Source organism: Cronobacter sp. 153480017-3 (assembly GCF_053627815.1).
This window is the reverse complement of record NZ_JBSEYN010000003.1, coordinates 223,915-250,382: the sequence shown is the minus strand read 5'-3', so window position 1 is coordinate 250,382 and position 26,468 is coordinate 223,915. Positions and strand designations below refer to the sequence as shown.

The 26,468-nt window shown below is 57.5% G+C and carries 25 protein-coding genes and 1 other RNA gene; 19 read left to right on the top strand and 7 right to left on the bottom strand.

The window, feature by feature from the left end; genetic code table 11:
- The first annotated feature begins 5 nt into the window (after nucleotides 1–5).
- Nucleotides 6–1,244, top strand: a complete 1,239-nt coding sequence (gene serA, locus ACUW6V_RS09015) for a phosphoglycerate dehydrogenase (RefSeq protein ID WP_104658885.1) — start codon at nucleotides 6–8, stop codon at nucleotides 1,242–1,244.
- An 86-nt stretch (nucleotides 1,245–1,330) separates the two neighbouring features.
- On the opposite strand, the gene ACUW6V_RS09010 is transcribed toward serA, so the two are convergent.
- From ACUW6V_RS09010 to zapA, 3 genes are all read right to left on the bottom strand, one after another.
- Nucleotides 1,331–1,927 carry a 5-formyltetrahydrofolate cyclo-ligase gene (locus ACUW6V_RS09010; protein WP_014728102.1) on the bottom strand — a complete coding sequence of 199 codons (597 nt, stop codon included), beginning with the start codon at nucleotides 1,925–1,927 and terminating at the stop codon, nucleotides 1,331–1,333.
- Between the two features lie 15 nt (nucleotides 1,928–1,942).
- Nucleotides 1,943–2,126, bottom strand: a non-coding RNA gene (gene ssrS, locus ACUW6V_RS09005) — 6S RNA.
- A gap of 42 nt (nucleotides 2,127–2,168) precedes the next feature.
- A complete protein-coding gene (gene zapA / locus ACUW6V_RS09000; RefSeq protein WP_004385658.1) occupies nucleotides 2,169–2,498 on the bottom strand; it encodes a cell division protein ZapA in 330 nt (109 codons plus the stop codon).
- Between the two features lie 161 nt (nucleotides 2,499–2,659).
- Between zapA and ACUW6V_RS08995 the strand changes: the two genes are divergently transcribed.
- The 8 genes from ACUW6V_RS08995 (at nucleotide 2,660) to ACUW6V_RS08960 (ending at nucleotide 12,807) form a co-directional block, all read left to right on the top strand.
- Nucleotides 2,660–3,238 carry a YecA/YgfB family protein gene (locus ACUW6V_RS08995; protein ID WP_146204044.1) on the top strand — a complete coding sequence of 193 codons (579 nt, stop codon included), beginning with the start codon at nucleotides 2,660–2,662 and terminating at the stop codon, nucleotides 3,236–3,238.
- Between the two features lie 23 nt (nucleotides 3,239–3,261).
- Nucleotides 3,262–4,578 carry a Xaa-Pro aminopeptidase gene (gene pepP, locus ACUW6V_RS08990; protein WP_014728103.1) on the top strand — a complete coding sequence of 439 codons (1,317 nt, stop codon included), beginning with the start codon at nucleotides 3,262–3,264 and terminating at the stop codon, nucleotides 4,576–4,578.
- The gene (gene ubiH, locus ACUW6V_RS08985; protein WP_007892622.1) at nucleotides 4,575–5,753 is read left to right on the top strand and encodes a 2-octaprenyl-6-methoxyphenyl hydroxylase; all 1,179 of its coding nucleotides are present in this window, start codon (nucleotides 4,575–4,577) and stop codon (nucleotides 5,751–5,753) included. Before pepP ends, ubiH begins: the two co-directional genes overlap by 4 nt.
- A gap of 10 nt (nucleotides 5,754–5,763) precedes the next feature.
- Nucleotides 5,764–6,966, top strand: coding sequence for an FAD-dependent 2-octaprenylphenol hydroxylase (gene ubiI, locus ACUW6V_RS08980; protein ID WP_007892620.1), 1,203 nt, complete (start codon nucleotides 5,764–5,766; stop codon nucleotides 6,964–6,966).
- Between the two features lie 422 nt (nucleotides 6,967–7,388).
- Nucleotides 7,389–8,486, top strand: a complete 1,098-nt coding sequence (gene gcvT, locus ACUW6V_RS08975) for a glycine cleavage system aminomethyltransferase GcvT (RefSeq protein WP_454038262.1) — start codon at nucleotides 7,389–7,391, stop codon at nucleotides 8,484–8,486.
- A gap of 23 nt (nucleotides 8,487–8,509) precedes the next feature.
- Nucleotides 8,510–8,899 (top strand): glycine cleavage system protein GcvH, encoded by a 390-nt coding sequence (gene gcvH / locus ACUW6V_RS08970; RefSeq protein WP_004385667.1) that lies wholly within the window; start codon nucleotides 8,510–8,512, stop codon nucleotides 8,897–8,899.
- Nucleotides 8,900–9,022: 123 nt separating this feature from the next.
- The gene (gene gcvP / locus ACUW6V_RS08965) at nucleotides 9,023–11,896 is read left to right on the top strand and encodes an aminomethyl-transferring glycine dehydrogenase (RefSeq protein WP_012123849.1); all 2,874 of its coding nucleotides are present in this window, start codon (nucleotides 9,023–9,025) and stop codon (nucleotides 11,894–11,896) included.
- A gap of 167 nt (nucleotides 11,897–12,063) precedes the next feature.
- Entirely contained in the window at nucleotides 12,064–12,807 is a 744-nt protein-coding gene (locus ACUW6V_RS08960; RefSeq protein ID WP_454038261.1) for an SDR family oxidoreductase, read from the top strand.
- 287 nt (nucleotides 12,808–13,094) lie between these two features.
- Here the strand turns inward: ACUW6V_RS08960 and ACUW6V_RS08955 are convergent, their stop codons facing one another.
- Entirely contained in the window at nucleotides 13,095–14,528 is a 1,434-nt protein-coding gene (locus ACUW6V_RS08955; RefSeq protein WP_454038260.1) for a 6-phospho-beta-glucosidase, read from the bottom strand.
- Nucleotides 14,529–14,679: 151 nt separating this feature from the next.
- Nucleotides 14,680–15,408 (bottom strand): MurR/RpiR family transcriptional regulator, encoded by a 729-nt coding sequence (locus tag ACUW6V_RS08950; RefSeq protein WP_004385670.1) that lies wholly within the window; start codon nucleotides 15,406–15,408, stop codon nucleotides 14,680–14,682.
- Nucleotides 15,409–15,584: 176 nt separating this feature from the next.
- Here ACUW6V_RS08950 and yqfB point away from each other — a divergent pair, with 176 nt between their 5' ends.
- Both yqfB and trhA read left to right on the top strand, forming a co-directional pair.
- Nucleotides 15,585–15,899, top strand: coding sequence for a N(4)-acetylcytidine aminohydrolase (gene yqfB, locus ACUW6V_RS08945; protein ID WP_105578165.1), 315 nt, complete (start codon nucleotides 15,585–15,587; stop codon nucleotides 15,897–15,899).
- Between the two features lie 142 nt (nucleotides 15,900–16,041).
- The gene (gene trhA / locus ACUW6V_RS08940; RefSeq protein ID WP_007777939.1) at nucleotides 16,042–16,695 is read left to right on the top strand and encodes a PAQR family membrane homeostasis protein TrhA; all 654 of its coding nucleotides are present in this window, start codon (nucleotides 16,042–16,044) and stop codon (nucleotides 16,693–16,695) included.
- A 104-nt stretch (nucleotides 16,696–16,799) separates the two neighbouring features.
- On the opposite strand, the gene ygfZ is transcribed toward trhA, so the two are convergent.
- Nucleotides 16,800–17,789, bottom strand: a complete 990-nt coding sequence (ygfZ, locus tag ACUW6V_RS08935) for a tRNA-modifying protein YgfZ (RefSeq protein WP_454038259.1) — start codon at nucleotides 17,787–17,789, stop codon at nucleotides 16,800–16,802.
- Between the two features lie 277 nt (nucleotides 17,790–18,066).
- Here ygfZ and sdhE point away from each other — a divergent pair, with 277 nt between their 5' ends.
- Complete coding sequence (gene sdhE, locus ACUW6V_RS08930) at nucleotides 18,067–18,333, top strand: FAD assembly factor SdhE (RefSeq protein WP_007870701.1); 267 nt, start codon at nucleotides 18,067–18,069, stop codon at nucleotides 18,331–18,333.
- Between the two features lie 34 nt (nucleotides 18,334–18,367).
- Nucleotides 18,368–18,730, top strand: coding sequence for a protein YgfX (locus ACUW6V_RS08925; RefSeq protein WP_454038341.1), 363 nt, complete (start codon nucleotides 18,368–18,370; stop codon nucleotides 18,728–18,730).
- Nucleotides 18,731–18,743: 13 nt separating this feature from the next.
- Here the strand turns inward: ACUW6V_RS08925 and fldB are convergent, their stop codons facing one another.
- On the bottom strand, nucleotides 18,744–19,265 hold the full coding sequence (fldB, locus tag ACUW6V_RS08920) for a flavodoxin FldB (RefSeq protein ID WP_004385676.1): 522 nt from the start codon (nucleotides 19,263–19,265) through the stop codon (nucleotides 18,744–18,746).
- Nucleotides 19,266–19,366: 101 nt separating this feature from the next.
- Between fldB and xerD the strand changes: the two genes are divergently transcribed.
- The 6 genes from xerD to actS all read left to right on the top strand — a co-directional run bounded on the left by xerD (nucleotide 19,367) and on the right by actS (nucleotide 26,364).
- A complete protein-coding gene (gene xerD, locus ACUW6V_RS08915; RefSeq protein ID WP_087600150.1) occupies nucleotides 19,367–20,263 on the top strand; it encodes a site-specific tyrosine recombinase XerD in 897 nt (298 codons plus the stop codon).
- A 22-nt stretch (nucleotides 20,264–20,285) separates the two neighbouring features.
- The gene (gene dsbC, locus ACUW6V_RS08910) at nucleotides 20,286–21,005 is read left to right on the top strand and encodes a bifunctional protein-disulfide isomerase/oxidoreductase DsbC (RefSeq protein WP_004385678.1); all 720 of its coding nucleotides are present in this window, start codon (nucleotides 20,286–20,288) and stop codon (nucleotides 21,003–21,005) included.
- A 3-nt stretch (nucleotides 21,006–21,008) separates the two neighbouring features.
- On the top strand, nucleotides 21,009–22,742 hold the full coding sequence (gene recJ, locus ACUW6V_RS08905; RefSeq protein WP_007870697.1) for a single-stranded-DNA-specific exonuclease RecJ: 1,734 nt from the start codon (nucleotides 21,009–21,011) through the stop codon (nucleotides 22,740–22,742).
- 96 nt (nucleotides 22,743–22,838) lie between these two features.
- A protein-coding gene (gene prfB / locus ACUW6V_RS08900) for a peptide chain release factor 2 (protein WP_097564053.1) occupies nucleotides 22,839–23,937 on the top strand; the annotation gives its coding sequence in 2 pieces (ribosomal slippage) (nucleotides 22,839–22,913 and nucleotides 22,915–23,937; 1,098 coding nt in all).
- Between the two features lie 9 nt (nucleotides 23,938–23,946).
- Nucleotides 23,947–25,464, top strand: coding sequence for a lysine--tRNA ligase (gene lysS, locus ACUW6V_RS08895; RefSeq protein WP_007870695.1), 1,518 nt, complete (start codon nucleotides 23,947–23,949; stop codon nucleotides 25,462–25,464).
- 141 nt (nucleotides 25,465–25,605) lie between these two features.
- On the top strand, nucleotides 25,606–26,364 hold the full coding sequence (gene actS, locus ACUW6V_RS08890; protein WP_105578169.1) for an amidase activator ActS: 759 nt from the start codon (nucleotides 25,606–25,608) through the stop codon (nucleotides 26,362–26,364).
- The last annotated feature ends 104 nt before the right edge of the window (nucleotides 26,365–26,468 follow it).

Sequence of the window (26,468 nt, the reverse complement as noted above, 5' to 3'; positions counted from 1 at the left end):
GGGAAATGGCAAAAGTATCGCTGGAGAAAGACAAAATTAAATTCTTGCTGGTGGAAGGGGTTCACCAGAAAGCCATCGATAGCCTGCGTGCCGCAGGTTATACCAATATCGAATACCACAAGGGCGCGCTCGACAGCGAACAGCTGAAAGCGTCCATCCGCGATGCGCACTTTATCGGCCTGCGATCCCGTACTCATCTGACTGAAGAGATTTTTGCCGCGGCGGAAAAACTGGTGGCGGTCGGCTGCTTCTGCATTGGCACCAATCAGGTGGATCTGGACGCGGCGGCGAAGCGCGGCATTCCGGTCTTTAACGCGCCGTTCTCCAACACTCGTTCGGTGGCCGAGCTGGTCATTGGCGAGCTGTTGTTGCTGCTGCGCGGTATTCCGGAGGCGAACGCTAAAGCGCACCGCGGTATCTGGAATAAAGTCGCGACGGGTTCGTTTGAAGCGCGTGGTAAAAAACTCGGCATTATCGGCTACGGCCATATCGGCACTCAACTCGGTATCCTCGCGGAATCGCTGGGGATGAACGTGTTTTTCTATGATATCGAAAGCAAGCTGCCGCTCGGTAACGCCACCCAGGTGCAGCATCTCTCCGATCTGCTCAATATGAGCGACGTGGTGAGCCTGCACGTGCCGGAAAACGCGTCCACCAAAAATATGATTGGTGCTGAAGAGCTGGCGCTGATGAAACCCGGCGCGCTGCTGATTAACGCCGCGCGTGGTACGGTGGTCGATATCCCGGCGCTGTGCGAGGCGCTTTCCAGCAAACATCTGGCCGGTGCCGCGATTGACGTTTTCCCGGTTGAGCCTGCGACCAACAGCGATCCGTTTAACTCGCCGCTGTGCGAGTTCGACAACGTGATCCTGACGCCGCACATCGGTGGTTCAACCCAGGAAGCGCAGGAAAACATCGGTCTGGAAGTGGCGGGCAAACTCGCGAAATACTCCGACAACGGCTCTACGCTCTCGGCGGTGAATTTCCCGGAAGTTTCTCTGCCGCTGCACGGCGGAAGCGTCAGCCGTCTGCTGCATATTCATGAAAACCGCCCGGGCGTGCTGACCGCCATCAACCAGATCTTCGCCGAGCAGGGCATTAACATCGCGGCGCAGTATCTGCAAACTACGCCGCAGATGGGTTATGTGGTGATTGATATTGATGCGCCGGAGGACATCGCGTACAACGCACTGCAAAGCATGAAGGCGATTCAGGGCACGATCCGCGCGCGTCTGCTGTATTGATGTTGATGTTATAAAGCCGGGCATTTTACCCGGCCTGCTGAAACAGATGTTGAGCCGGGTTAGCGTAAGCGACCCGGCTTTTTATTTCACCAGCGCCAGATTTTCGTCGGCGTCACTACCACTGGCAGTGGAATGTCCCACTCCTGCACAGGCAGGCTTTCTACCTGCTGGCAGTCGTGCGCGTAGCCGACCGGCAAGAATCCGTGCGCGCGCCAGTTTTGCAGCGTGCGGTCGTAAAAACCGCCGCCCATGCCGAGGCGCTGCCCTGTGCGGTCAAACGCCACCAGTGGCGTGATAAGCACGTCGAGACGGTCTAACGGCAGCACATGGCGCACATCAAGCGCAGGCTCAAGAATTTTCAGACGATTCGTGGCGAGCAGGCTGTCCGGCAGGTAACGCAAAAACAGCAAATTGCCGGGGCTGAAAGGGTGAAGTACAGGCAGGTATACCTGTTTTCCGGCGCGCCACAGGCCTTCGATCAGCGGTCGGGTATCGAGTTCGCCATCAAATGAGAGAAACACCGCCACGCTTTTGGCTTCCACCACCGGCGCGAAGCCCAGCATACGGGCAGCGGCCTGTTCAGCGAAATGCGCCTGCTGGTGAGCCGTCAACGCGCGACGCTTCTGGCGGATTTCTTTACGGATGTGCTGACGAAGGTCTGAAGTAACGGGAAGTTCTGTCATGGTAGTAGAAGAAGGGGAATCTCCGAGATGCCGCCGCAGGCTGTAACCCTTGAACCCGCGGTTCAAGGTGAATGCGTCGTCACGGTTTTCAGGCTTCTCGGACGAACCGAGCATGCTCACCAACCGTGGAGCGTCACATTCTGTTTTTTTGAAATATCGGCTCAGGGGACTGGCCCGCTTGCGAACATCTCAGAGAAATTTTTTGCTTCACGGTCACTCTACCATAGTAGACCCAGAAGCGTTATTCAAACTTAGGCTCCGCTCTTTCGCTTATGCGACCTTGCTCAAGTAATGCTTGTTCAATGGTCTGCTGGAGCATCCGGATACGCTGTTCCATGTTGGCCGCGTAGTCACGGGTTTTCACTTTTTCCTGAGCGAGCTCATAACAGATGTTTAATGCTGCGATGAAAACTAACTGCTCAGTATTGGTGACTCTAGTGCGAACTTTCAGATCTTGCAACCGTTGATTCAGCTCGTCCGCAGCCTGATTCAGTGCATCTCGCTGTTCAGGCGGGCAATTCACCCGCAGTGAACGCCCAAAAATTTGGATATCGACTGGTTGTGCAGACATTCCACTTTCCTGCTGTTGACTCGCCAACCATTCGCGCCGGGGCTGCGAAGGGGCGACACTATAGCTACCCTGATATGAAGACACAAGCCCTTTTCTGGTATCACCAGGGCACGAAGTGGTAGCATAACACGAACTCATCCTCCCAACGACGACGAATGCGCATGTCTATACAGAACGAAATGCCTGGTTACGACGAGGTCGGCCAGTTGCTTAATCAGCAAGGCGTGGGCCTGACCCCCGCAGAAATGCACGGCCTTATCAGCGGAATCCTGTGCGGCGGCAATCATGACAGCAGCTGGCAACCGCTACTGCACGACCTGACCAACGAGGGGCTGGCGTTCGGCCAGCAGCTCGCTCAGGTGCTGCGTCAGCTGCACGCCGCCACCAGCGATACGCTGGAGGATGACGGTTTTCTGTTCCAGCTCTGGCTGCCGGACGGCGACGATGTCTCGGTCTTTGATCGCGCCGACGCGCTGGCAGGCTGGGTAAACCATTTCCTGTTGGGCCTCGGCGTCACCCAGCCGAAGCTCGACAAAATCACCGGCGAAACCGGCGAAGCCATCGACGATCTGCGCAACATCGCTCAGCTCGGCTATGACGAAGGCGAGGATCAGGAAGAGCTGGAGATGTCGCTTGAGGAGATCATCGAGTATGTGCGCGTCGCGGCGCTGCTCTGCCACGACACCTTTACGCGCCAGTCACCGACCGCGCCGGAAGTGAAAAAGCCCACGCTTCACTAACATTCGTTTACTCAGGAGGTGCAATGACACAGCAAGAGTTTCTGCGACGCCGTCAGGCGTTGCTGGCGAAAATGGCTCCGGCCAGCGCGGCGCTGATTTTCGCCGCGCCGGAAGCGACGCGCAGCGCCGACAGCGAATACCCGTACCGTCAGAACAGCGATTTCTGGTACTTCACCGGCTTCAATGAACCCGAAGCGGTGCTGGTGTTGATCAAAAGCGATGAAACGCACAGCCACAGCGTGATTTTCAACCGCCTGCGCGATAAAACCGCGGAAATCTGGTTTGGCCGTCGTCTCGGCCAGGAGGCTGCACCGGCGAAGCTTGGCGTCGACCGCGCGCTGGCGTTTAACGAAATCGACGAGCAACTGTATCAACTGCTGAACGGGCTGGATGTGGTCTACCACGCGCAGGGCGAATATGCCTACGCCGACACCATCGTGTTCACCGCGCTGGATAAACTGCGCCGCGGCGCGCGTCAGAATCTCTCCGCGCCCGCCACCCTCACCGACTGGCGGCCCTGGGTACACGAAATGCGCCTGTTTAAATCGCCGGAAGAGCTGGCCGTTATGCGCCGCGCCGGCGAAATCAGCGCGCTGGCTCATACCCGCGCGATGCAGAAGTGCCGTCCGGGCATGTATGAATACCAGCTCGAAGGCGAAATTCTGCATGAGTTCACCCGCCACGGCGCGCGCTTTCCGTCTTACAACACCATTGTGGGCGGCGGCGAAAACGGCTGCATCCTGCATTACACCGAAAACGAAAGCCAGCTGCGTGACGGCGATTTAGTGCTTATCGATGCGGGCTGTGAATACAAAGGCTACGCGGGCGATATCACTCGTACCTTCCCGGTGAACGGCAAATTCACACCCGCTCAGCGCGCAGTTTATGACATCGTGCTGGAATCGCTCGAAACCGCCCTGCGTCTTTTCCGTCCAGGCACCTCGATTCAGGATGTGACCGGCGATGTGGTGCGCGTGATGGTGAAAGGGCTTATCGGGCTTGGCATTCTGAAAGGCGACGTGGAACAGCTGGTCGCCGAGAACGCGCACCGTCCGTACTTTATGCACGGGCTCAGCCACTGGCTGGGGCTGGATGTGCATGATGTCGGCTTCTATGGCCCGGATCGCTCGCGCATCCTGGCGCCAGGCATGGTCATCACCGTTGAGCCGGGACTTTATATCGCACCGGACGCCGACGTGCCTGAAGAGTACCGCGGCATTGGCATCCGTATCGAAGACGATATCGTCATTACCGAAACCGGCAATGAGAACCTGACCGCCAGCGTGGTGAAATCGGCGGACGATATCGAAGCGCTGATGGCGGCGGCGCGTCGCTCATGAGCGTGATTATCGCCGGCGGCGGCATGGCTGGCGCGACACTGGCGCTGGCGCTCTCTCGTTTTACTCATGGCGCATTGCCGGTGCATCTGGTGGAAGCCAGCGCGCCGGAATCCGCCGCGCATCCGGGCTTTGACGCCCGCGCCATCGCGCTTGCCGACGGCACCTGTCGTGAGCTGGCGCGCGTTGGCGTCTGGCAGGCGCTCGCGCCCTGCGCCACGCCTATCACCACCGTTCACGTCAGCGACCGCGGCCATGCCGGTTTTGTGACGCTGAACGCGCGCGATTACCAGACGCAGGCGCTGGGGAACGTGGTGGAGCTGCACGACGCCGGGCAGCGGCTCTTCAGCCTGCTGCGTAAAGCGCCAGGTGTTCATCTGCACTGCCCGGCGCGCGTGACGGCTATTACACGTCGTGACGAGACAGTCAGCGTACAGCTTGATAACGGCGAGACGCTGGAAGGGCAATTGCTGGTCGCGGCTGATGGTTCGCGCTCGTCTATTGGCGCGCAGTGCGGCATCGAGTGGCGTCAGCAGCCTTATCATCAGGCGGCAATCATCGCGAATGTCGCGACCGCGCTGCCGCATCAGGGCCGCGCGTTCGAGCGTTTTACCGAACACGGCCCGCTGGCGCTGTTGCCGATGTCGGGCGGTCGCAGTTCGCTCGTCTGGTGCCATCCTCTCGATAAACAGGCCGAGGTGCTTGGCTGGAGCGATGAGCGTTTCTGCCGCGAACTCCAGACCGCCTTTGGCTGGCGGCTGGGGCGCATTACACACGCGGGCGCGCGCAGCGGTTATCCGCTCGCGTTAAGTCTCGCCTCGCGGGTGATTTCTCACCGCACGGCGCTGGTCGGCAACGCCGCCCAGACGCTGCACCCGATCGCAGGACAGGGGTTTAACCTCGGGCTTCGCGATGTCATGACGCTCGCCGAGACGCTGGCACAGGCTTTCGTGCGCGGCGAAGATATCGGCGCGTATCCGGTGCTTGGCGCGTATCAACAGCGCCGCGAGCAGGATAAAGCCGCAACCATCGGCGTGACCGACGGACTGGTACAGCTTTTCGCCAACCGCTGGTCGCCGCTGGTCGTTGGGCGCAACCTTGGCCTGATGGCAATGGATCTATTTACCCCGGCGCGTGACGCGCTGGCCAGACGCACCCTCGGTTGGGTGCCGCGCTAAGGAGTCGAATGTGCAAAGTGTAGATGTAGCGATTGTTGGCGGCGGCATGGTCGGGCTGGCGGTGGCCTGCGGGCTGGAAGGCAGCGGGCTTCGTGTCGCGGTGCTGGAGCAGCGCGCGCCGGAACCGCTGGAGGCGAGCGCACCGCCCGCGCTGCGGGTATCAGCGATTAACGCCGCCAGCGAAGCGTTGCTCAAAAAGCTTGATGTCTGGGACGCCATTCTTCGCCAGCGCGCCGCCGCCTATCACGGCATGGAAGTCTGGGAGAAAGACAGTTTCGGGCGCATCGCGTTTGATGACGCGTCGTTTGGCTTCAGCCATCTTGGGCACATTATTGAAAACCAGGCGATCCACTACGCGCTGTGGCAAAAAGCGCAGCAGTGTAAATCGGTGACGCTGATGGCACCCGCGACGCTGCAGCAGGTCGCGTGGGGAGAAAACGAAGCCTTCCTTACGCTTGAAGACGGCAACATGCTGACGGCGCGTCTGGTTATCGGCGCAGATGGCGCGAACTCCTGGCTGCGCACGAAAGCGGAAATTCCGCTGACGTCCTGGGATTATCAGCATCATGCGCTGGTCGCCACGATCCGCACCGATGAGCCGCATGGCGGCGTGGCGCGCCAGGTGTTCCACGGCGACGGTATTCTGGCGTTTTTGCCGCTAAGCGACCCGCATCTGTGTTCCATCGTCTGGTCGCTTTCGCCTCAGGAAGCCGACCGGATGCAGCAGGCACCGGTGTCGACATTTAATCAGGCGCTCTGCGTGGCGTTCGATAATCGTCTCGGCTTATGCTCACTTGAAAGCGAGCGTCAGGTCTTTCCGCTCACCGGGCGTTACGCGCGCCAGTTCGCCGCGCACCGTCTGGCGCTGGTCGGTGACGCGGCGCACACCATCCATCCGCTGGCCGGGCAGGGCGTTAACCTCGGCTTTATGGATGCCGCCGAACTGATAAGCGAACTGCGCCGTCTGCATCAGCAGGGTAAAGATATCGGTCAGCACCTTTATCTGCGCCGCTACGAGCGCAGCCGTAAACATGCCGCCGCGATGATGCTGGCGGGCATGCAGGGTTTCCGCGAACTTTTCTCTGGTGCTAACCCGGCGAAAAAGCTGCTGCGCGATCTGGGCTTAACGCTTGCCGATAAATTGCCGGGCGTTAAACCGCAGCTGATTCGTCAGGCGATGGGGCTTAATGACCTGCCGGAGTGGTTGCGTTAACTGCGTCACACTTCTCTTTCCGGCCCCCGGAAAGAGAAGTCTCTCCCCGTTTGAAATATTCTAATTTCACTCTCTTTTTCGGATTAGTTTTTTTAATCTCTGGATTTTTCTCTTTCCATTATTTTCCCTTAAAAACAGCGTTTTCTGCCCGGTTATTTTGAAAAGGCGGTAAAGCGTTAGCTTTTTGGCATCACCTGAAACCTTTCAGGCAGTGTTTCATGCTACAGGGTGAAAAAGGATTTTGCGCCATAAGCTAATCTGATGACACAGCCTGGCTTATGGTTTACGCCCTCGTTCGGTGATAAGTTCAGACGCAAGATAACGTTTGCGTCGCCGCCGGGATCGGCGTCGGCGCCGGGTTTCATTCAGCGCGTTACGCCGTCTGAAACCCACACCAACCCGGCTGACAGGATGAGGAAAAGATGGCTCAACAAACCCCGTTGTATGAACAGCACAACCTCTGCGGCGCGCGCATGGTGGATTTCCACGGCTGGATGATGCCGCTGCATTACGGCTCGCAGATTGATGAGCACCATGCGGTGCGTAACGACGCGGGGATGTTTGATGTCTCCCATATGACCATTGTCGACCTGCGCGGCGCGCGTACCCGCGAATTCCTCCGCTACCTGCTGGCAAACGATGTGGCAAAACTCACCCAGCCGGGCAAAGCGCTCTACACCGCCATGCTTAACGCCTCCGGCGGCGTGATTGACGACCTGATTGTCTACTTCATGACCGAAGACTATTTCCGCCTGGTCGTGAACTCCGCCACCCGTGAAAAAGACCTCGCCTGGATTAACGAGCACGCCGAGCCGTATAGCGTGTCCGTCACGGTCCGCGACGATCTCTCCCTTATCGCCGTCCAGGGGCCGAACGCGAAGGCGAAAGCCGCCACGCTCTTTACCGACGCGCAGCGTAAGGCCACAGAAGGCATGAAGCCGTTTTTCGGCGTGCAGGCGGATGACCTGTTTATCGCCACCACCGGCTACACCGGCGAGGCGGGCTATGAAATCGCGATGCCGAATGAAAAAGCGGCCGGCTTCTGGAGCCAGCTTGTGGAAGCGGGCGTCAAACCGTGCGGGCTTGGCGCGCGCGATACGCTGCGCCTTGAGGCGGGCATGAACCTTTACGGCCAGGAGATGGACGAAGGCGTTTCGCCGCTCACCGCCAATATGGGCTGGACGATCGCCTGGCAGCCGGAAGACCGCGCGTTTATTGGTCGCGACGCGCTGGAAGCCCAGCGTGAGAACGGCACGGAACAGCTGGTTGGTCTGGTGATGACAGAAAAAGGCGTGCTGCGCGGCGAGCTGCCGGTGCGTTTTACCGATGATCAGGGCAACGCCCGCGAAGGCATCATTACCAGCGGCACCTTCTCGCCAACGCTTGGCTACAGCATTGCGCTGGCTCGCGTTCCTGCGGGTATCGGCGATACTGCCATTGTGCAGATCCGCAACCGCGAAATGCCCGTGAAAGTCACTAAACCCATTTTCGTGCGCGCCGGTAAGCCGGTCACGCAGTAAGTTTTGTTATCAGGAGAGAAGCAATGAGCAATGTGCCAAACGAACTGAAATACAGCAAAGAACACGAATGGCTGCGTAAAGAAGCTGACGGCACTTACACCGTCGGGATCACCGAGCACGCGCAGGAACTGCTGGGCGACATGGTGTTTGTCGATCTGCCGGACGTCGGCACGACCGTTAACGCGGGCGATGACTGCGCCGTTGCGGAATCCGTAAAAGCCGCCTCCGACATCTACGCGCCGGTCAGCGGCGAGATCGTGGCCGTCAACGACGCGCTGAGCGATTCACCGGAACTGGTTAACAGCGAGCCTTACGGCCAGGGCTGGATCTTCAAAATCAAAGCCAGCGACGAGGCCGAAGTGGCTGCGCTGCTGGATGCCAGCGCGTATGAAGCGCTGTTAGAAGACGAGTAATTCACGGACCTCGCCCCTGCGTAACATCAGGGGCGGGCGCGCTTCGCCTGCGCCGCTCCCGACGGGAGCACAACTGACCATCGCATTTATTTGCCTCACTGCACGTTTCAGGAAATATCGCCCATGACCCAGACCCTGAGCCACCTGGAAAATCGCGACGCTTTTATCGAGCGCCATATCGGACCGGGTGTTGACCAGCAGCAGGAGATGCTGCGCACCGTTGGCGCGGACTCGCTGGATGCGCTGATTTCGCAAATCGTTCCTGCGGATATCCAGCTTGCGACGCCGCCTGATGTCGGCGATGCCGCCACCGAATTCGCCGCGCTGGCGGAGCTCAAAGCCATCGCCGGGCGCAACAAGCGCTTTAAAAACTATATCGGCATGGGCTACACCGCAGTCCACACGCCGCCGGTTATTCTGCGCAATATGCTGGAGAATCCGGGCTGGTACACGGCCTATACGCCGTATCAGCCGGAGGTGTCGCAGGGGCGTCTGGAAGCGCTTTTGAACTTCCAGCAGGTGACGCTGGATCTGACGGGGCTTGATATCGCCTCCGCCTCGCTGCTCGATGAAGCCACCGCGGCGGCGGAAGCCATGGCGATGGCCAAACGCGTCAGCAAACTGAAAAACGCCAACCGTTTCTTCGTGGCGGCGGATGTGCATCCGCAGACGCTGGATGTGGTTCGCACCCGCGCCGAAACGTTCGGCTTTGAAGTGATCGTCGATGACGCGCCAAAAGCGCTCGATCATCAGGATCTCTTCGGCGTGCTGTTGCAGCAGGTCGGCACCACCGGTGAAGTGCATGACTACCGCGAACTGATTAGCGAGCTGAAATCCCGCAAAGTGATTGTGAGCGTGGCGGCCGATTTTATGGCGCTGGTGCTCCTGACCGCGCCTGGCAAACAGGGTGCGGATATCGTTTTCGGCTCCGCCCAGCGTTTTGGCGTGCCGATGGGCTACGGCGGCCCACACGCCGCGTTCTTTGCCGCCAGCGATGAATTTAAACGCTCTATGCCGGGGCGCATTATCGGCGTGTCAAAAGACGCCGCCGGGCGCACCGCGCTGCGTATGGCGATGCAGACTCGCGAGCAACACATTCGCCGCGAGAAAGCGAACTCCAATATTTGTACCTCTCAGGTGCTGCTGGCCAATATCGCAAGCCTCTACGCCGTGTTCCACGGCCCGGCAGGGCTGAAGCGCATCGCCAGCCGCATTCACCGCTTCGCCGATATTCTGGCGGCGGGCCTGCAACACAAAGGGCTGAAACTGCGTCACGCGACCTGGTTCGATACGCTGTGCGTCGAGGTGGCGGATAAAGCCACTGTTCTGGCGCGCGCCGAGGCCAGTGAAATCAACCTGCGCAGCGATATTCCGGGCGCAGTGGGCATTACGCTTGATGAAACCACGACCCGCGCCGATGTGCAGGCGCTGCTGCGCGTGGTCACGGGCGAGGACGCGACGTTTGATATCGACGCGCTGGATAAAGAGGTGGCGCATGACAGCCGCTCCATTCCGGCCGCAATGCTGCGCGATGACGCTATCCTGACGCATCCGGTCTTTAATCGCTATCACAGCGAAACCGAGATGATGCGCTATATGCACAGCCTCGAGCGTAAAGATCTGGCGCTGAACCAGGCAATGATCCCGCTTGGCTCCTGCACCATGAAACTCAACGCGGCGGCGGAAATGATCCCGATCACCTGGCCGGAATTCGCCGAGCTGCATCCGTTCTGTCCGGCGGATCAGGCGGAAGGGTATCTGCAGATGATTAGCCAGCTCTCCGACTGGCTGGTGAAACTCACTGGTTATGACGCGCTCTGCATGCAGCCGAACTCCGGCGCGCAGGGGGAATACGCAGGACTGCTGGCGATTCGCCATTATCACGAGAGCCGCAACGAAGGCCATCGCGATATCTGCCTTATCCCGAGCTCCGCCCACGGCACCAACCCGGCTTCTGCACAGATGGCGGGGATGCAGGTGGTAGTGGTGGCCTGTGATAAACAGGGCAATATCGATCTTGCCGATCTGCGCGCCAAAGCCGAAACGGCGGGCGATAAGCTCTCCTGCATTATGGTGACGTACCCGTCTACCCACGGCGTGTATGAAGAAACCATCCGCGAGGTGTGCGACATCGTGCATCAGTACGGCGGCCAGGTTTACCTCGACGGTGCCAACATGAACGCCCAGGTAGGCATCACTTCGCCGGGTTACATCGGCGCGGATGTGTCGCACCTTAACCTGCACAAAACGTTCTGCATTCCGCACGGCGGCGGCGGCCCGGGCATGGGCCCGATTGGCGTGAAAGCGCATCTGGCACCGTTTGTACCGGGCCACAGCGTGGTACAGATTGAAGGCATGCTGACCTCGCAGGGCGCGGTTTCCGCCGCGCCTTTCGGCAGCGCGTCGATTCTGCCGATTAGCTGGATGTATATCCGCATGATGGGATCGCAGGGGCTGAAAAAAGCGAGCCAGACGGCCATCCTCAACGCGAATTACATCGCAAGCCGCCTGAAAGACGCCTATCCGGTGCTCTACACCGGCCGTGATGGCCGCGTGGCGCACGAATGTATTCTGGATATTCGTCCGCTGAAAGAGGCGACCGGCATTAGCGAGCTGGATATCGCCAAGCGTCTTATCGACTACGGTTTCCACGCGCCGACCATGTCCTTCCCTGTCGCGGGCACGCTGATGGTTGAACCGACCGAATCGGAAAGCAAAGTTGAGCTGGACCGCTTTATCGACGCGATGCTGGCTATTCGTGGCGAAATTGACCGCGTGGCGCAGGGCGAATGGCCGCAGGACGACAACCCGCTGGTGAACGCGCCGCACGTGCAGCGCGAACTGGCGCAGGAGTGGGAACACGCCTATAGCCGCGAGCTGGCGGCTTTCCCGGCAGGTTTTGAGAATAAATACTGGCCGACCGTGAAGCGTCTCGATGACGTCTACGGCGACCGTAATCTGTTCTGCTCCTGCGTGCCGATGAGCGAGTATCAGTAACGTCAGGCTTTAAATACAGACCACAGAGGGCGCTCCGGCGCCCTTTTTTATTCTGTAGCACCTGTTTTTATAGCCACACTACCTGATTGGTAGAGTGTTCCTGTGGCGCGCGGATGGGTAAGGTACCGCAAGCTTTCTGTATCCCACACCATGAAAAGGAGAGAAGTATGTCCGTTGCACTTATCACCGGCGCGAGCCGCGGCATTGGCAGAGCGACGGCGCTTCTGCTGGGTGCGCAGGGCTACACCGTGGCGGTCAATTATCTGCATAACGCCGCGGCAGCACAGGAGGTAGTTGAGCGCATCGTGGCGAGCGGCGGACGTGCGTTTGCCATTCAGGCCGACATCAGCGACGAGCCGCAGGTGATGGCCATGTTTAGAACGATCGATGAGCAGGACGAGCCGCTGGGTGCCCTGGTCAATAACGCGGGCGTGCTGTTTACCCAGTGTATGACGGAGAACCTGACGGCGGAGCGTATCAACAGAGTGCTGGCGACCAACGTAACGGGCTACTTTCTTTGCTGTCGTGAGGCCGTGAAGCGTATGGCGCATCATCACGGCGGGCAGGGCGGCGCGATTGTGAATGTGTCGTCCGCCGCCTCGCGGCTTGGTGCCCCCGGCGAATATGTCGATTACGCGGCATCAAAAGGGGCGGTGGATTCGCTGACCATTGGGTTGTCGCTGGAGGTGGCGGCGCAGGGTATCCGCGTCAACGGCGTGCGGCCGGGCCTTATTTATACCGATATTCATGCCAGCGGCGGCGAGCCGGGACGCGTTGACCGTGTGAAATCCGCCCTGCCAATGCAGCGTGGTGGACAGCCGGAAGAGGTGGCGGAAGCGATCGCCTGGTTGTTGAGTGATAAAGCCTCGTACGTGACGGGGAGTTTTCTCGATCTCGCTGGCGGGAAATAGGGGCGTTTAAGGCGGGTGCGCTGCGCTTACCCGCCCTACGTTCGGCCAAACGCTATTGTAGGGTGGGTAAGCGCAGCGCACCCACCGTATCGTCAAACCACGCCAGCAAATCCGGCCGGTTTTCAGCATCGTAGTGTAGGTAAGCGCAGCGCACCCACCGTATCGTCAAACCACGGCGGCAAATCTGGCCGGTTTTCAGCATCGTAGGGTGGGTAAGCGTAGCGCACCCACCGGGATAGCCGCGCCACGACTGCAAACCCGGCGCAACTCTCCGCGGTAACATTACATCAAAGCGTCTCGCCGTTGCTCGCAATCACCGCTTTATACCAGGCAAAACTCTTCTTGCGAGAGCGCGACATATCGCCCGTACCGTCGTCGTGCTTATTCACATAAATAAAGCCGTAGCGTTTGCTGTACTGCCCGGTGGTAAACGACACGCAGTCGATGCAGCCCCACGGCGTATAGCCCAGCAGCTCGACGCCATCATACGTCACCGCTTTTATCATCTGCTCAATGTGGGCGCGCAGATAATCGATGCGGTAATCGTCATTAATGCTGCCGTCCGCTTCCACTTTGTCATACGCGCCGAAGCCGTTCTCCACAATGAACAGCGGCTTCTGATAACGTTCGTAAAGCTCGCACAGCGCGTAGCGCAGGCCCACAGGGTCAATCTGCCAGCCCCAGTCGGAGGCTTTCACATGCGGGTTCGGCACGCTGCCCTGGAAACCGCTCAGCGCATCGCCGCTGCCGCCGTCGGCTTTCACTGCGTTGGTCATGTAATAGCTGAAACCCAGGTAATCGCAGCAGCCTTCACGCAGGACTTGTTCGTCGCCTTCTTCCATTTTGATATTGAAACCACGGCGCTCCCACTCGTTCAGCACGTAAGAGGGGTAGTAACCGCGCAACTGAACGTCGGTAAACACATAACGCTCGCGCATCGATTCCTGCGCATACATCACGTCTTCCGGTTTGCAGGAGAACGGATAGAGCGGCACCATCGCCAGCATGCAGCCGATTTTCATCTCCGGGTTAATGCGATGGCCGATTTTCACCGCCATAGCGCTCGCCACGAACTGATGATGCAGCACCTGGTACATCGTCTCTTCCGGGTTGTCGTGCTCGGTGTAAACGACGCCGGAACAGCAGTAGCCAAACAGCGGGGCGCGCCAGTTGCGCTGGTTGTTGATCTCGTTAAAGGTCATCCAGTATTTGACCTTATTCTTGTAACGCTCAAACACCACTTCGGCGAAGCGGACAAAGAAATCCACCACTTTGCGGTTGGTCCAGCCGCCATACTGCTTCACCAGATGCAGCGGCATTTCAAAGTGAGAAAGCGTAATCACCGGTTCGATATTGTATTTCAACAGCTCATCGAACATGTCGTCGTAGAACTGAAGGCCTGCTTCGTTAGGCTGCGTCTCGTCGCCGTTGGGGAAAATGCGCGTCCAGGCGATCGATGTGCGGAAACACTTAAAACCCATTTCGGCAAAGAGTTTAATGTCTTCTTTGTAATGACCGTAAAAGTCGATGGCTTCATGGTTCGGATAATATTTGCCCGGCTCGACTTCCTGCGTAATTTCACGCGGTACGCCATGCGCGCCGCCGGTCAGGACGTCACAGATACTCGGTCCTTTGCCGCCCTGATCCCAGCCGCCTTCTACCTGATGCGCCGCGACCGCGCCGCCCCATAAAAAGTCTTTCGGTAATTTAAGTTGTTTCATCGTGTCATCTCATTAACAGAAATAATAAAAGGGAATAATAACGATAAAGTTATTGAGGCTGATTGCGAGTCTAACAAAGGAAAGAGAAATGTCACGCTATAACAAATAGCGCATGGCGTGACTTGTTACAAATGAAAAACAGGATGTTTTTTTATGCGAGTTTTTTCGCCAGCTTGCGACCGAGTGTTTCGAGAATATAAATAACGGGGATTTGCGTCGTAATATCATACACGCCGGCGATACGCGTTTGCGGAATATGCCAGGAGAGATTAAAGTCCGCGAGTTTCGCCAGCGATGAGTTCTCGTGGCTGGTAACAGAGAGCACTTTGCAGTGATGCAGGCTAAACTGGCTGGCAAAACGCAGGATCTCTTCTGTCTCGCCAGACACCGAAAGCACAATCGCCAGCGCATTTTTCGCCATGTCACTGGTGACCGGAAAATAGGGGTCATCGATATGGTTACTGAATTTACCGACGTTTGAGAAGAATCGTGCACCATATTTAGCAAGCGCGCCGGAGGTTCCTGCACCAACGAAAATAATACGCTCAGACTGTAAAATAATGTCGGTCGCCCGATCCAGTAGCGCGTCAAATTCATCATTATTTACGCTTCGGAAAAAACTAATTATTTCGCTGGCACCAAAATTGGCCTGCTGCGGTTCATTTTGTTCCAGATATAATTTAAAGCGTACGCGGAATTCAGAATATCCTTCACAATGCATTTTGCGACAAAAACGCAGTACGGTGGTGGTGGAGACGCCTGCCGCATCTGCCAGCTCACGAATGGTCATGTACATGACCTTATCACGGTTTTTGACCACAAAATTGTAAACCATCATCTCAAGATTATTGAGGCTGGCGACAGCGGAATGGGTAAACATCGTCACGGCGCAACATCCTTTGGTCAAAGCGTTCGGGCTCCGGCACGGGCACTCTCAGCCGCATCGGTTCGCTTATGCTGCCATAATTTACGCAGGCGCGCGTCACTCTTTGCGCCGCGAATAGCGCCTGCGCGCCATCAGACTTATCATAGGCCGTTACTTTTGAGAGAGAGACAATGAAAAACGACATCACGTTTTATACCCGTTTCCAGCAGGACATCCTGGCGGGCACGAAGACCATTACCATCCGTGACGGGAGCGAAGCGCACTTCACGCCAGGCCAGCGGCTGCGCACCGGCCGTTATGAAGATAATGGCTACTTCTGTACGCTTGAGGTTCTGAGCGTGACGCCGGTCACGTTAGCACAGTTGGATGAGGAACACGCGCGGCAGGAGAACATGACGCTGGCTGAACTCAAAAAAGTTATCGCTGACATTTATCCGGGAATAAATGAGCTGTATGTGATTGCTTTTAAAAAGGTTGAAGGGTAACGCCCGGCGTTGCGGCGAACGTTGAACAAAACGGTAACGGACTGTCACAGATTTATTTTAGCGAACAGGTGTTCACTGGAATCATTCTCAGTTAGGCTATGTGGGCTGCGTTTTTTTTATTCAGTTTTACCGGAGTCGCCACATGGTTCGTAAACCATTACTTGCGCAGGGATATTCACTGGCTGAGGAGATAGCCAACAGCATCAGTCACGGGATTGGACTGGTGTTCGGGATAGTCGGACTTGTTCTGTTACTTGTTCAGGCCGTGGACAGCAATGCCAGCGCCACCGCCATTACCAGTTACAGCCTCTATGGCGGCAGCATGATTTTGCTGTTTCTCGCCTCGACGCTGTACCACGCCATACCGCATGCGCGCGCCAAAACCTGGCTTAAAAAGTTTGACCACTGCGCGATTTATCTATTGATTGCAGGCACTTATACGCCGTTTTTGCTGGTAGGGCTGAAATCCTCACTGGCACACGGCCTGATGATTGTCATCTGGAGCCTGGCGCTGCTTGGCATCCTGTTTAAGCTCACAATCGCACATCGCTTCAAAGTGCTGTCGCTGGTCACTTATCTGACGATGGGCTGGCTGTCGCTGGTGGTGATTTATCAGATGGTGATGAAACTCGCGCCTGGCAGCGTCACGCTGCTCGCGGCAGGGGGCATTATCTATTCGCTGGGCGTCATTTTTTATGTCTGTAAGCGGATCCCGTACAATCACGCCATCTGGCACGGTTTCGTGCTGGGCGGCAGCGTTTGCCATTTTCTGGCCATTTACCTCTACATTCGCTGAGGATTGCGCGCTGCGCAAATCGCTTCACTCATTCCCTCGAAGACCCACCGCCAGGCGGCAGATGCCCCTGGCGGCGTGACTGCTTTTATAAAGCCATCAGACGGTTACGCTTCTTCAAGCGAGTAGGGCAGCGGTTCGATGTGCAACGTATGCGCACCGCTCTCTTCGCGAACGCGGAACAGCGTACCGGTTTCCAGATCGTTATTCATCACTACCTGCGCCAGCAGACGCCCGTCATCCAGCTGTACAGCGGCAAGCACGGTGCCGGTGCGACGCCAGTTCTCACCCATCTGCATTTCGATATCTTCGCCAGGCTGAGGCACACGGCTGCTGTGGCCTGCCAGATACCAGAGCGCGCGTTTATTCGCACCGCGGAATTTTGCGCGCGCCACCATCTCCTGGCCTGCATAACAGCCTTTTTTGAAGCTGATGCCGCCCAGCGCCTGAATGTTGGTTGCCTGTGGAATAAACTGATTGCTGTTCGGCGCGTCAATCACCGGGAAACCGGCTTCGATATCAAGCGCCAGCCACTGCACGCTGGCGTTGAGTTGCGCTTCGCCATGGAGTTTGTCACTAAGCTGGCTTGCGGTTTCAGCGTCGGTAATCACCATAAAACGCTCTGCCGGCAGGCCGAACCACAAAAGGGTGGTGGTACCGTCCACGACACGCGGATTCTGCTCATCCGGTAGCGAGGCAAACTGGTTCGCCAGCGCCGCACGCGCCTGGAAACCGGCTACACCCAGCAGCACGGCGTCGTCGTTCGGCGCGATGGTGACTTTTGAGAACACCGCATATTTTTTCATTTCCGCGAGCTGCGTGTCACGCACGCTGCGGCGTTCAATCCAGGCGAAACCGTCGCCATGACGGAACAGGCGCAGGTTGCTCCACATTTTGCCTTTGGCATCGCAGTGCGCCACCAGCAGATGCTGATTCTCGCCAAGCTCGGTAACGTCCGCCGTCACCTGGCCCTGCAAATATTTTTCGCTGTCCGGGCCCGTTATCGTCGCCAGCGCCCAGTCTTCCAGCGAAATAAGCGTCAGCGGCAGGCGCGCGCTGGCGGCTGGCTGACGGGGAGGAAATGGAGTAAATGCCATAAATAAAGTCCCAGTGTGCTATCGCAATAGTGCTCCACATGAGTGGAGAGATAGCTTCATATTGTTAAAGAGCGGGCGAAGTTTGCAAGCCTTTTAGCATTCCCTTTTGTGCCGTTAACGCATTCTTCGAGACGGCTCGAAAGAAAAAATGTCGATTGCATCAGAGACGTCATATTCAGGATAACGCCTCGCAAATACGCACATTCGGCTGAAGGATGGATGAAAAACGGGTTACACTAGCAGCCGTCATCCAATGGTGGTTTAGCAGGTAAAAGACATGGATATTAATAATAAAGCCCGTATTCACTGGGCCTGTCGCAGAGGTATGCGCGAGCTGGATATTTCCATCATGCCTTTCTTTGAATATGACTATGACTCCCTGAGCGACGAAGACAAACGCGTTTTTGTCCGCCTGCTGGAGTGTGACGATCCTGATTTATTCAACTGGCTGATGAATCACGGCAAGCCAGCTGATGCGGAGCTGGCGCGAATGGTGGAATTAATCCAGCAGCGGAATCAGGCACGTGGTCCTGTAGCACTCTGATCTTCGCGTTTCATGGCGCTCGCAGTGGCTATCGCTGCTGCTGCACGGCGCCGTGGCCGTTATTATTTTGCTGCTCCCCTGGCCGCTGCGGTATCTGCCCGTGTGGATGCTGTTGCTGTCTCTGGTGGTGTTTGACTGCGTACGTAGCCAGCGGCGTATCAATGCGTTCCAGGGCGAGGTCAGCCTGACGGCTGATTATTACCTTCGCTGGCAGGGCGTTGACTGGCAGATTTGCGCCACGCCCTGGATGCTGCGCAGCGGAATGATGCTGCGGCTGCGTCATCCTAAAACGACACGCCGCCATCATGTCTGGCTGGCGGCGGATAGCATGACGGAAGCGGAGTGGCGCGATTTGCGTCGCCTTCTGTTGCAACAGCCCGTAGGCGACAAACGCTAATGAAGCCCTGAAATCAGGAGAAGTGCGCCGCCATTTCGCCGAGGATTTGCTCGCACCAGCTTTCGATACGGGCGTCGCTCAGGTCATACTGGTTGGTTTCATCCAGCGCGAGGCCGACGAACAGCTCACCATCGGCGATAACGGGTTTGGCGCTCGTGAACTCATAGCCTTCTGTAGGCCAGTAGCCGACAAACTTCACGCCCTTAGGGCTCAGTTTGTCATGTAGCATGCCGAGCGCGTCGAGGAACCATTCGCCATAGCCTAACTGATCGCCCATGCCGTACAGCGCCACGATTTTTCCGTCGAGGTTGAGTGCGTCCAGCTGTTCCCAGATGGCTTCCCAGTCTTCCTGGAGTTCGCCGAAATCCCAGGTAGGAATGCCGAGGATCAGCACATCATACTGTTCCATGAGCGTCGGCGAGTCGTCTTTAAGGTTATGCAGCGTGACCAGTTCGGGACCAATAATATCGCGGATTTTCTCAGCCGCCATTTCGGTGTAACAGGTACTGGAACCATAAAAAAGACCAATGTTCATAACGATAACGTCTCATTTCCTATTCTGCAGAAGCGTCAGTGTATCAGATCCCGCTTCCAGTCAGGCATAATGCAGCGACCAAGAGCGTAAGAGAGGTGGCAGTGGAACAGGATTTAGCCCGTATCGAACAATTTCTCGATGCGCTCTGGCTTGAGCGCAACCTGGCCGAGAACAGCCTGAGCGCGTACCGGCGGGATCTCAGCATGGTCGTGGAGTGGTTGCACCATCGCGGGTTATCTCTGGCAACGGCACAGAGCGGCGATCTCCAGACGTTGCTGGCAGAGCGCGTTGAAGGCGGTTATAAGGCGACCAGCACTGCGCGTATGCTCAGTGCCGTACGTCGGTTGTTTCAGCATCTCTACCGTGAAAAAATTCGCGACGACGATCCGAGCGCGTTGCTGGCGTCGCCTAAGCTGCCGCAGCGTCTGCCAAAAGATTTAAGCGAAGCGCAGGTGGAAAGACTCCTTCAGGCGCCGACGGTCGAAGAGCCGATTGAGCTGCGTGATAAAGCCATGCTGGAAGTGCTTTATGCCACCGGTTTGCGCGTCTCTGAACTGGTCGGGTTGACCATGAGCGATGTGAGCCTGCGCCAGGGCGTGGTACGCGTTATCGGTAAAGGCAATAAAGAGCGGCTGGTGCCGCTTGGCGAAGAGGCCGTTTACTGGCTTGAACAGTATCTCACGCACGGCCGCCCGTGGCTGCTTAACGGGCAATCGCTGGATATCCTCTTTCCAAGCAACCGCGCCCGGCAGATGACCCGTCAGACCTTCTGGCATCGCATCAAACATTATGCTCAACTGGCGGGCATTGATAGTGAAAAGCTTTCGCCGCACGTTCTACGCCATGCGTTCGCCACGCATCTGTTAAACCATGGCGCCGATTTGCGCGTGGTACAGATGCTTTTAGGCCATAGCGATCTTTCCACCACGCAGATATATACGCATGTGGCGACGGAACGGTTGCGGCAACTTCATCAACAGCACCACCCCAGAGCGTGAGTGCCGAAATTAAGGACATGCTATGAAAAAAACTATTGCGCTGCTCTCCGTTACGCTGGCGGCTTTTTCAGGATTTGCCCAGGCGGATGACGCAGCCATTAAGCAGTCGCTCACCAAACTCGGTGTAGCGAACGCTGAAATTCAGCCGTCTCCGCTGGCTGGCATGAAAACCGTACTGACCGAAAGCGGCGTTATCTATGTGACTGAAGACGGTAAACATATCATTCAGGGCCCGCTGTATGACGTCAGCGGCGGCCAGCCGGTCAACGTGACCAATCAGATGCTGATGACCAAACTCAACGCGCTCGAAAAAGAGATGATTGTTTATAAAGCGCCGCAGGAAAAACATGTCATCACCGTCTTTACCGATATCACCTGTGGCTATTGCCATAAGCTGCACGAAGAGATGAAAGACTATAACGCGCTGGGCATCACCGTGCGCTACCTGGCTTTCCCGCGTCAGGGGCCGCGCAGCGAAACAGCGAAAGATATGCAGGCTATCTGGTGCGCGAAAGATCGTAATAAAGCCTTCGATAACGCGATGAGCGGCGGCAAAGTTGAAGCGGCAAGCTGCGACGTTGACACCGCGAAACATTACGAGCTCGGCGTGCAGTTTGGCGTCCAGGGCACACCGGCGATCGTGCTGAGCAACGGCGCGATGGTGCCGGGCTATCAGGGGCCAAAAGAGATGAAAGCGTTTCTTGATGAGCATCAGAAACAGCTTCAGGCGAGCGGAAAGTAACGGGTGAGCAGACAGACACAACTTCGCAGGCGTTCTCCGGATGAGTCTATTACGCTGCCGGATACCCTGCCGCCGCTGCTGCGCAGGCTCTATGCCAGCCGCGGTGTGCGCGGCGCGCAGGAGCTTGAGCGCAGCGTAAAAGGCATGCTCCCCTGGCAGCAGCTCTGCGGTATCGATAAAGCCGTTGCGATGTTGCATGACGCGCTGCGCGAAGGGCTGCGCATTATTGTTGTCGGCGATTTCGATGCGGACGGTGCCACCAGTACCGCGCTCAGTGTGCTGGCGCTTCGCGCGCTTGGCGGTAGCAACGTGGCGTATCTGGTGCCTAACCGGTTCGATGACGGCTACGGCCTGAGCCCGGAAGTGGTCGATCAGGCCCACGCGCGCGGCGCGCAGATGATCCTGACCGTGGATAACGGCATTTCATCTCATGCGGGTGTCGCGCGCGCGCATGAACTGGGCATTCCGGTGCTGGTTACCGATCACCACTTACCCGGCGATACGCTTCCGGCGGCGGGCGCTATCATCAATCCTAACCTCGCGGAGTGTACCTTTCCGTCGAAATCACTCGCAGGCGTCGGCGTCGCGTTTTACCTGATGCTGGCGCTGCGCGCGCATTTGCGAACCGTCGGCTGGTTTACGGAAAAGGGTATTCCGGAGCCGAATCTCGCGGAGTTTCTTGATCTGGTGTCGCTTGGCACCGTCGCAGACGTGGTGCCGCTGGATGCCAACAACCGCATTCTTATCTGGCAGGGGCTGAGCCGCATCCGGGCAGGCAAATGCCGCCCTGGCATTCGCGCGCTGCTGGAAATAGCCAATCGCGAGGCGCACCGACTGACCGCAAGCGATCTCGGTTTTGCGCTGGGCCCGCGTCTTAACGCGGCAGGCAGGCTGGATGATATGTCTGTCGGCGTCGCGCTGCTTCTGTGCGACAACATCGGCGAAGCGCGCATGCTGGCAAACGAGCTGGACGCGCTGAACCAGACCCGCAAAGAGATTGAGCAGGGAATGCAGGCGGAGGCGTTAACGCTCTGCCAGCAGCTTGAGCGCAGCGGGGAAACGCTGCCGAGCGGAATTGCGATTTTCCATCCCGAATGGCATCAGGGCGTGGTCGGCATTCTCGCCTCGCGTATCAAAGAGCGTTTTCACCGCCCGGTTATCGCGTTCGCGCCCGCAGGCGAGGGGATACTCAAAGGCTCAGGCCGTTCGGTGCAGGGGCTACATATGCGCGACGCGCTGGAGCGTCTCGACACGCTTTATCCCGGTATGATGCTCAAATTCGGCGGCCATGCGATGGCGGCAGGACTTTCGCTTGAAGAGGCGCGTTTCCCGGAGTTTCAGGCGCGCTTCGCACAGCTGGTTAACGACTGGTTAGATCCGGCGATGTTGCAGGGCGAAATCTGGTCTGACGGCGCGCTCGCGCCACAGGAGATGACGCTGGAAGTGGCTGAGATGCTGCGCGACGCGGGCCCGTGGGGGCAGATGTTCCCGGAGCCGCTGTTTGACGGGCGTTTTCGCATTCTGCAGCAGCGTCTGGTGGGCGAGCGTCATCTCAAGCTGATGCTGGAGCCGGTCGGTGGTGGGCCATTGCTTGACGGCATCGCGTTTAACGTCGATACCACCTGCTGGCCCGACCCCGGCGTGCGTGAAGTCGAGCTTGCCTACAAGCTTGATGTGAATGAGTTTCGCGGCAACCGCAGCCTGCAATTAATTATCGACCATCTCTGGCCCGTTTAGCGCCAGGATAAACTATAAAAGGCGGCGTAAATCCGGTAAACTTTCCGTTTTACGACCGCATTTTGCCCATCTTCATCACTAAAAGATTCTACAGCCATGTTTGAAATTAACCCGGTAAAGAACCGCATTCAGGACCTCACGGAGCGCTCAGACGTTCTTAGGGGGTATCTTTGACTACGATGCTAAGAAAGAGCGTCTTGAAGAAGTAAACGCCGAGCTGGAACAGCCGGACGTCTGGAACGAGCCCGAGCGCGCGCAGGCGCTGGGTAAAGAGCGTTCATCCCTTGAAGCTATCGTCGAGACGCTGGATCAAATGTCCCAGGGGCTCGATGACGTCGCGGGCCTGCTTGAGCTTGCCGTTGAAGCGGACGATGAAGAAACCTTCAATGAAGCGGTAGCCGAGCTGGATCAGCTTGAAGCAAAACTCGCGCAGCTGGAATTCCGCCGCATGTTCTCCGGCGAATATGACAGCGCCGACTGCTACCTGGACATCCAGGCGGGCTCCGGCGGCACCGAAGCGCAGGACTGGGCCAGCATGCTGCTGCGCATGTATCTGCGCTGGGCCGAAGCGCGCGGCTTTAAAACAGAAATCATTGAAGAGTCTGAAGGTGAAGTGGCTGGCCTTAAATCCGCCACCATTAAAATCTCCGGCGATTACGCGTTCGGCTGGCTGCGCACGGAAACCGGCGTACACCGTCTGGTGCGTAAGAGCCCGTTTGACTCCGGCGGCCGTCGACACACCTCTTTCAGCTCCGCGTTTGTCTACCCGGAAGTGGAAGACGATATCGATATCGAAATCAACCCGGCGGATCTGCGTATCGACGTGTACCGCGCGTCAGGCGCGGGTGGTCAGCACGTTAACCGTACGGAATCCGCGGTGCGTATTACCCACATTCCGACCGGTACGGTCACGCAGTGTCAGAACGATCGTTCTCAGCACAAAAACAAAGACCAGGCCATGAAGCAGATGAAGGCGAAGCTGTACGAGCTGGAAATGCAGAAGAAAAATGCTGAGAAGCAGGCGCTGGAAGATAACAAGTCCGACATCGGCTGGGGCAGCCAGATCCGCTCCTACGTGCTGGACGATTCCCGTATCAAAGATCTGCGCACCGGCGTTGAAACCCGCAATACACAGGCGGTGCTGGATGGCGATCTGGATAAATTCATCGAAGCAAGTCTGAAAGCAGGGTTATGAGGAACCAACATGTCTGAACAACAAGCACAAGGCGCAGAAGCGGCGGTCGATCTTAATAACGAACTGAAAACGCGCCGCGAGAAGCTGGCTGCGCTTCGCGAACATGGCGTCGCGTTTCCGAACGATTTTCGTCGCGACCATACCTCAGACCAACTGCACGCTGACTTCGATGGCAAAGAAAACGAAGAGCTGGAAGCGCTGAACATCGAGGTCTGCGTGGCAGGCCGCATGATGACCCGTCGTATTATGGGTAAAGCGTCTTTCGTTACGCTGCAGGATGTTGGCGGCCGTATTCAGCTGTATGTGGCGCGCGACGATCTGCCGGAAGGCGTTTACAACGAGCAGTTCAAAAAATGGGATCTCGGCGATATCCTGGGCGCGCGCGGTAAGCTGTTTAAAACCAAAACCGGCGAGCTTTCCATTCACTGCACCGAGCTGCGTCTGCTCACCAAAGCGCTGCGCCCGCTGCCGGATAAATTCCACGGTCTGCAGGATCAGGAAGCGCGCTACCGCCAGCGTTACCTCGATCTCATCGCGAACGATGAATCCCGCAAAACCTTTAAAGTGCGCTCGCAGATCCTGGCGGGTATCCGTCAGTTCATGGTTGGCCGCGGCTTTATGGAAGTGGAAACCCCGATGATGCAGGTGATCCCGGGTGGCGCGTCCGCGCGTCCGTTCGTGACGCACCACAACGCGCTGGATCTCGACATGTATCTGCGTATCGCGCCGGAGCTGTACCTCAAGCGTCTGGTGGTCGGTGGTTTCGAGCGTGTGTTTGAGATCAACCGTAACTTCCGTAACGAAGGCATCTCTGTGCGCCATAACCCTGAGTTCACTATGATGGAACTCTATATGGCGTATGCGGATTACAAAGATCTGATCGAGCTGACTGAATCCCTGTTCCGTACTCTGGCGCAGGATGTGCTCGGCACCACGCAGGTGCCTTACGGCGAAGAGACGTTTGATTTCGGCAAGCCGTTTGAAAAACTGACCATGCGCGAAGCGATCAAGAAGTACCGCCCGGAAACCGATTTAGCGGATCTGGATGATTTCGAGAAGGCCAAAGGCATTGCGCAGGCAGTCGGCATTAAAGTTGAGAAAAGCTGGGGTCTCGGCCGCGTTGTGACCGAAATCTTCGAGGAAGTGGCCGAAGCGCACCTGATTCAGCCGACCTTCATCACCGAATACCCGGCAGAAGTCTCTCCGCTGGCGCGTCGTAATGATGAAAACCCGGAAATCACCGACCGCTTTGAATTTTTCATCGGCGGCCGCGAAATCGGCAACGGCTTTAGCGAGCTGAACGACGCGGAAGACCAGGCGCAACGCTTCCAGGATCAGGTTGCCGCGAAAGACGCGGGCGATGACGAAGCGATGTTCTACGACGAAGACTACGTCACCGCGCTGGAGCACGGCTTGCCGCCGACGGCGGGTCTCGGTATCGGGATTGACCGTATGGTGATGCTGTTTACTAACAGCCACACCATCCGCGACGTTATCCTGTTCCCGGCGATGCGTCCGGTGAAATAAGCCATCCGGCTTCATCGTGAAAGCCGCGCGCTCCTTCGGGACGCGCGGCTTTTCTTTTAGGGTTACGGGTTTGGGTCATCCGGGCGTAGCTGCTAAGATAACCGCCGTTATTTCAAGGTGTCACTGAATTAAGGAGCCGTTTTGAACACGGACTGGCCGCCCGCCCGCACAATACTGAAAACGCTGTGTTTATTGTTTTGCCTGTTTCTGACTGCCTGTTCCAGCAACAAAGCGGGCGTCTCAGATGCGACAAAAGGCGGCTATAGCGGCTCTGTCTATACGGTCAAACGAGGCGACACTCTCTATCGCATTTCCCGCATTACCGGATCCAGCGTCAGCGAACTGGCGCGCCTGAACGGCCTCTCTGCGCCTTATACGATTGAAGTCGGGCAGCGGCTGCGCGTGAGCAGCGCTTCTGGTTCAGCCTCTTCACGGAAGACCGCCTCCCGCCAGACAACGGCTGCACGCAAAACCGCCTCATTACCGAAAGTGGATGCGCCACCGCCGGGTCAACGCTGCTGGCGCTGGCCGACCAGCGGTAAAGTAGTCATGGGGTATTCAACCGCCGATGGCGGCAATAAAGGCATTGATATCGCCGGTCGCCGCGGACAGCCGATTTACGCCTCGGCAGCGGGCAGGGTGGTCTATGTCGGCAATCAGCTGCGCGGTTACGGGAATCTCATCATGATTAAACATAATGAAGATTACATCACCGCCTACGCGCACAACGACACAATGCTGGTGAATAATGGCCAGCAGGTAAAAGCAGGGCAGAAAATCGCGACGATGGGCAGCACCGGCTCCGATTCCGTCGGCCTGCACTTCCAGTTGCGCTACCGCGCGACGGCCATCGACCCGCTGCGCTACCTGCCGCCGCAGGGCAAAGCGCCTTCCTGTTAACGTTATACCGCCCGCCTGCGCGGGCGGTTGCTTATAAATCCGTCAGTTAACGTGCCGGGGGCTTGTCAGCCATGGGTGAAGGCCTATAATGCTTATCGCACCTC

Bases quoted from the DNA above. Each gene is read 5' to 3' on its own strand.
- serA (WP_104658885.1), top strand. From the start codon at position 6: ATGGCAAAAGTATCGCTGGAGAAAGACAAAATTAAATTCTTGCTGGTG.
- ACUW6V_RS09010 (WP_014728102.1), bottom strand. From the start codon at position 1,927: ATGACAGAACTTCCCGTTACTTCAGACCTTCGTCAGCACATCCGTAAA.
- zapA (WP_004385658.1), bottom strand. From the start codon at position 2,498: ATGTCTGCACAACCAGTCGATATCCAAATTTTTGGGCGTTCACTGCGG.
- ACUW6V_RS08995 (WP_146204044.1), top strand. From the start codon at position 2,660: ATGTCTATACAGAACGAAATGCCTGGTTACGACGAGGTCGGCCAGTTG.
- pepP (WP_014728103.1), top strand. From the start codon at position 3,262: ATGACACAGCAAGAGTTTCTGCGACGCCGTCAGGCGTTGCTGGCGAAA.
- ubiH (WP_007892622.1), top strand. From the start codon at position 4,575: ATGAGCGTGATTATCGCCGGCGGCGGCATGGCTGGCGCGACACTGGCG.
- gcvT (WP_454038262.1), top strand. From the start codon at position 7,389: ATGGCTCAACAAACCCCGTTGTATGAACAGCACAACCTCTGCGGCGCG.
- gcvH (WP_004385667.1), top strand. From the start codon at position 8,510: ATGAGCAATGTGCCAAACGAACTGAAATACAGCAAAGAACACGAATGG.
- gcvP (WP_012123849.1), top strand. From the start codon at position 9,023: ATGACCCAGACCCTGAGCCACCTGGAAAATCGCGACGCTTTTATCGAG.
- ACUW6V_RS08960 (WP_454038261.1), top strand. From the start codon at position 12,064: ATGTCCGTTGCACTTATCACCGGCGCGAGCCGCGGCATTGGCAGAGCG.
- ACUW6V_RS08955 (WP_454038260.1), bottom strand. From the start codon at position 14,528: ATGAAACAACTTAAATTACCGAAAGACTTTTTATGGGGCGGCGCGGTC.
- ACUW6V_RS08950 (WP_004385670.1), bottom strand. From the start codon at position 15,408: ATGTTTACCCATTCCGCTGTCGCCAGCCTCAATAATCTTGAGATGATG.
- yqfB (WP_105578165.1), top strand. From the start codon at position 15,585: ATGAAAAACGACATCACGTTTTATACCCGTTTCCAGCAGGACATCCTG.
- trhA (WP_007777939.1), top strand. From the start codon at position 16,042: ATGGTTCGTAAACCATTACTTGCGCAGGGATATTCACTGGCTGAGGAG.
- ygfZ (WP_454038259.1), bottom strand. From the start codon at position 17,789: ATGGCATTTACTCCATTTCCTCCCCGTCAGCCAGCCGCCAGCGCGCGC.
- sdhE (WP_007870701.1), top strand. From the start codon at position 18,067: ATGGATATTAATAATAAAGCCCGTATTCACTGGGCCTGTCGCAGAGGT.
- fldB (WP_004385676.1), bottom strand. From the start codon at position 19,265: ATGAACATTGGTCTTTTTTATGGTTCCAGTACCTGTTACACCGAAATG.
- dsbC (WP_004385678.1), top strand. From the start codon at position 20,286: ATGAAAAAAACTATTGCGCTGCTCTCCGTTACGCTGGCGGCTTTTTCA.
- lysS (WP_007870695.1), top strand. From the start codon at position 23,947: ATGTCTGAACAACAAGCACAAGGCGCAGAAGCGGCGGTCGATCTTAAT.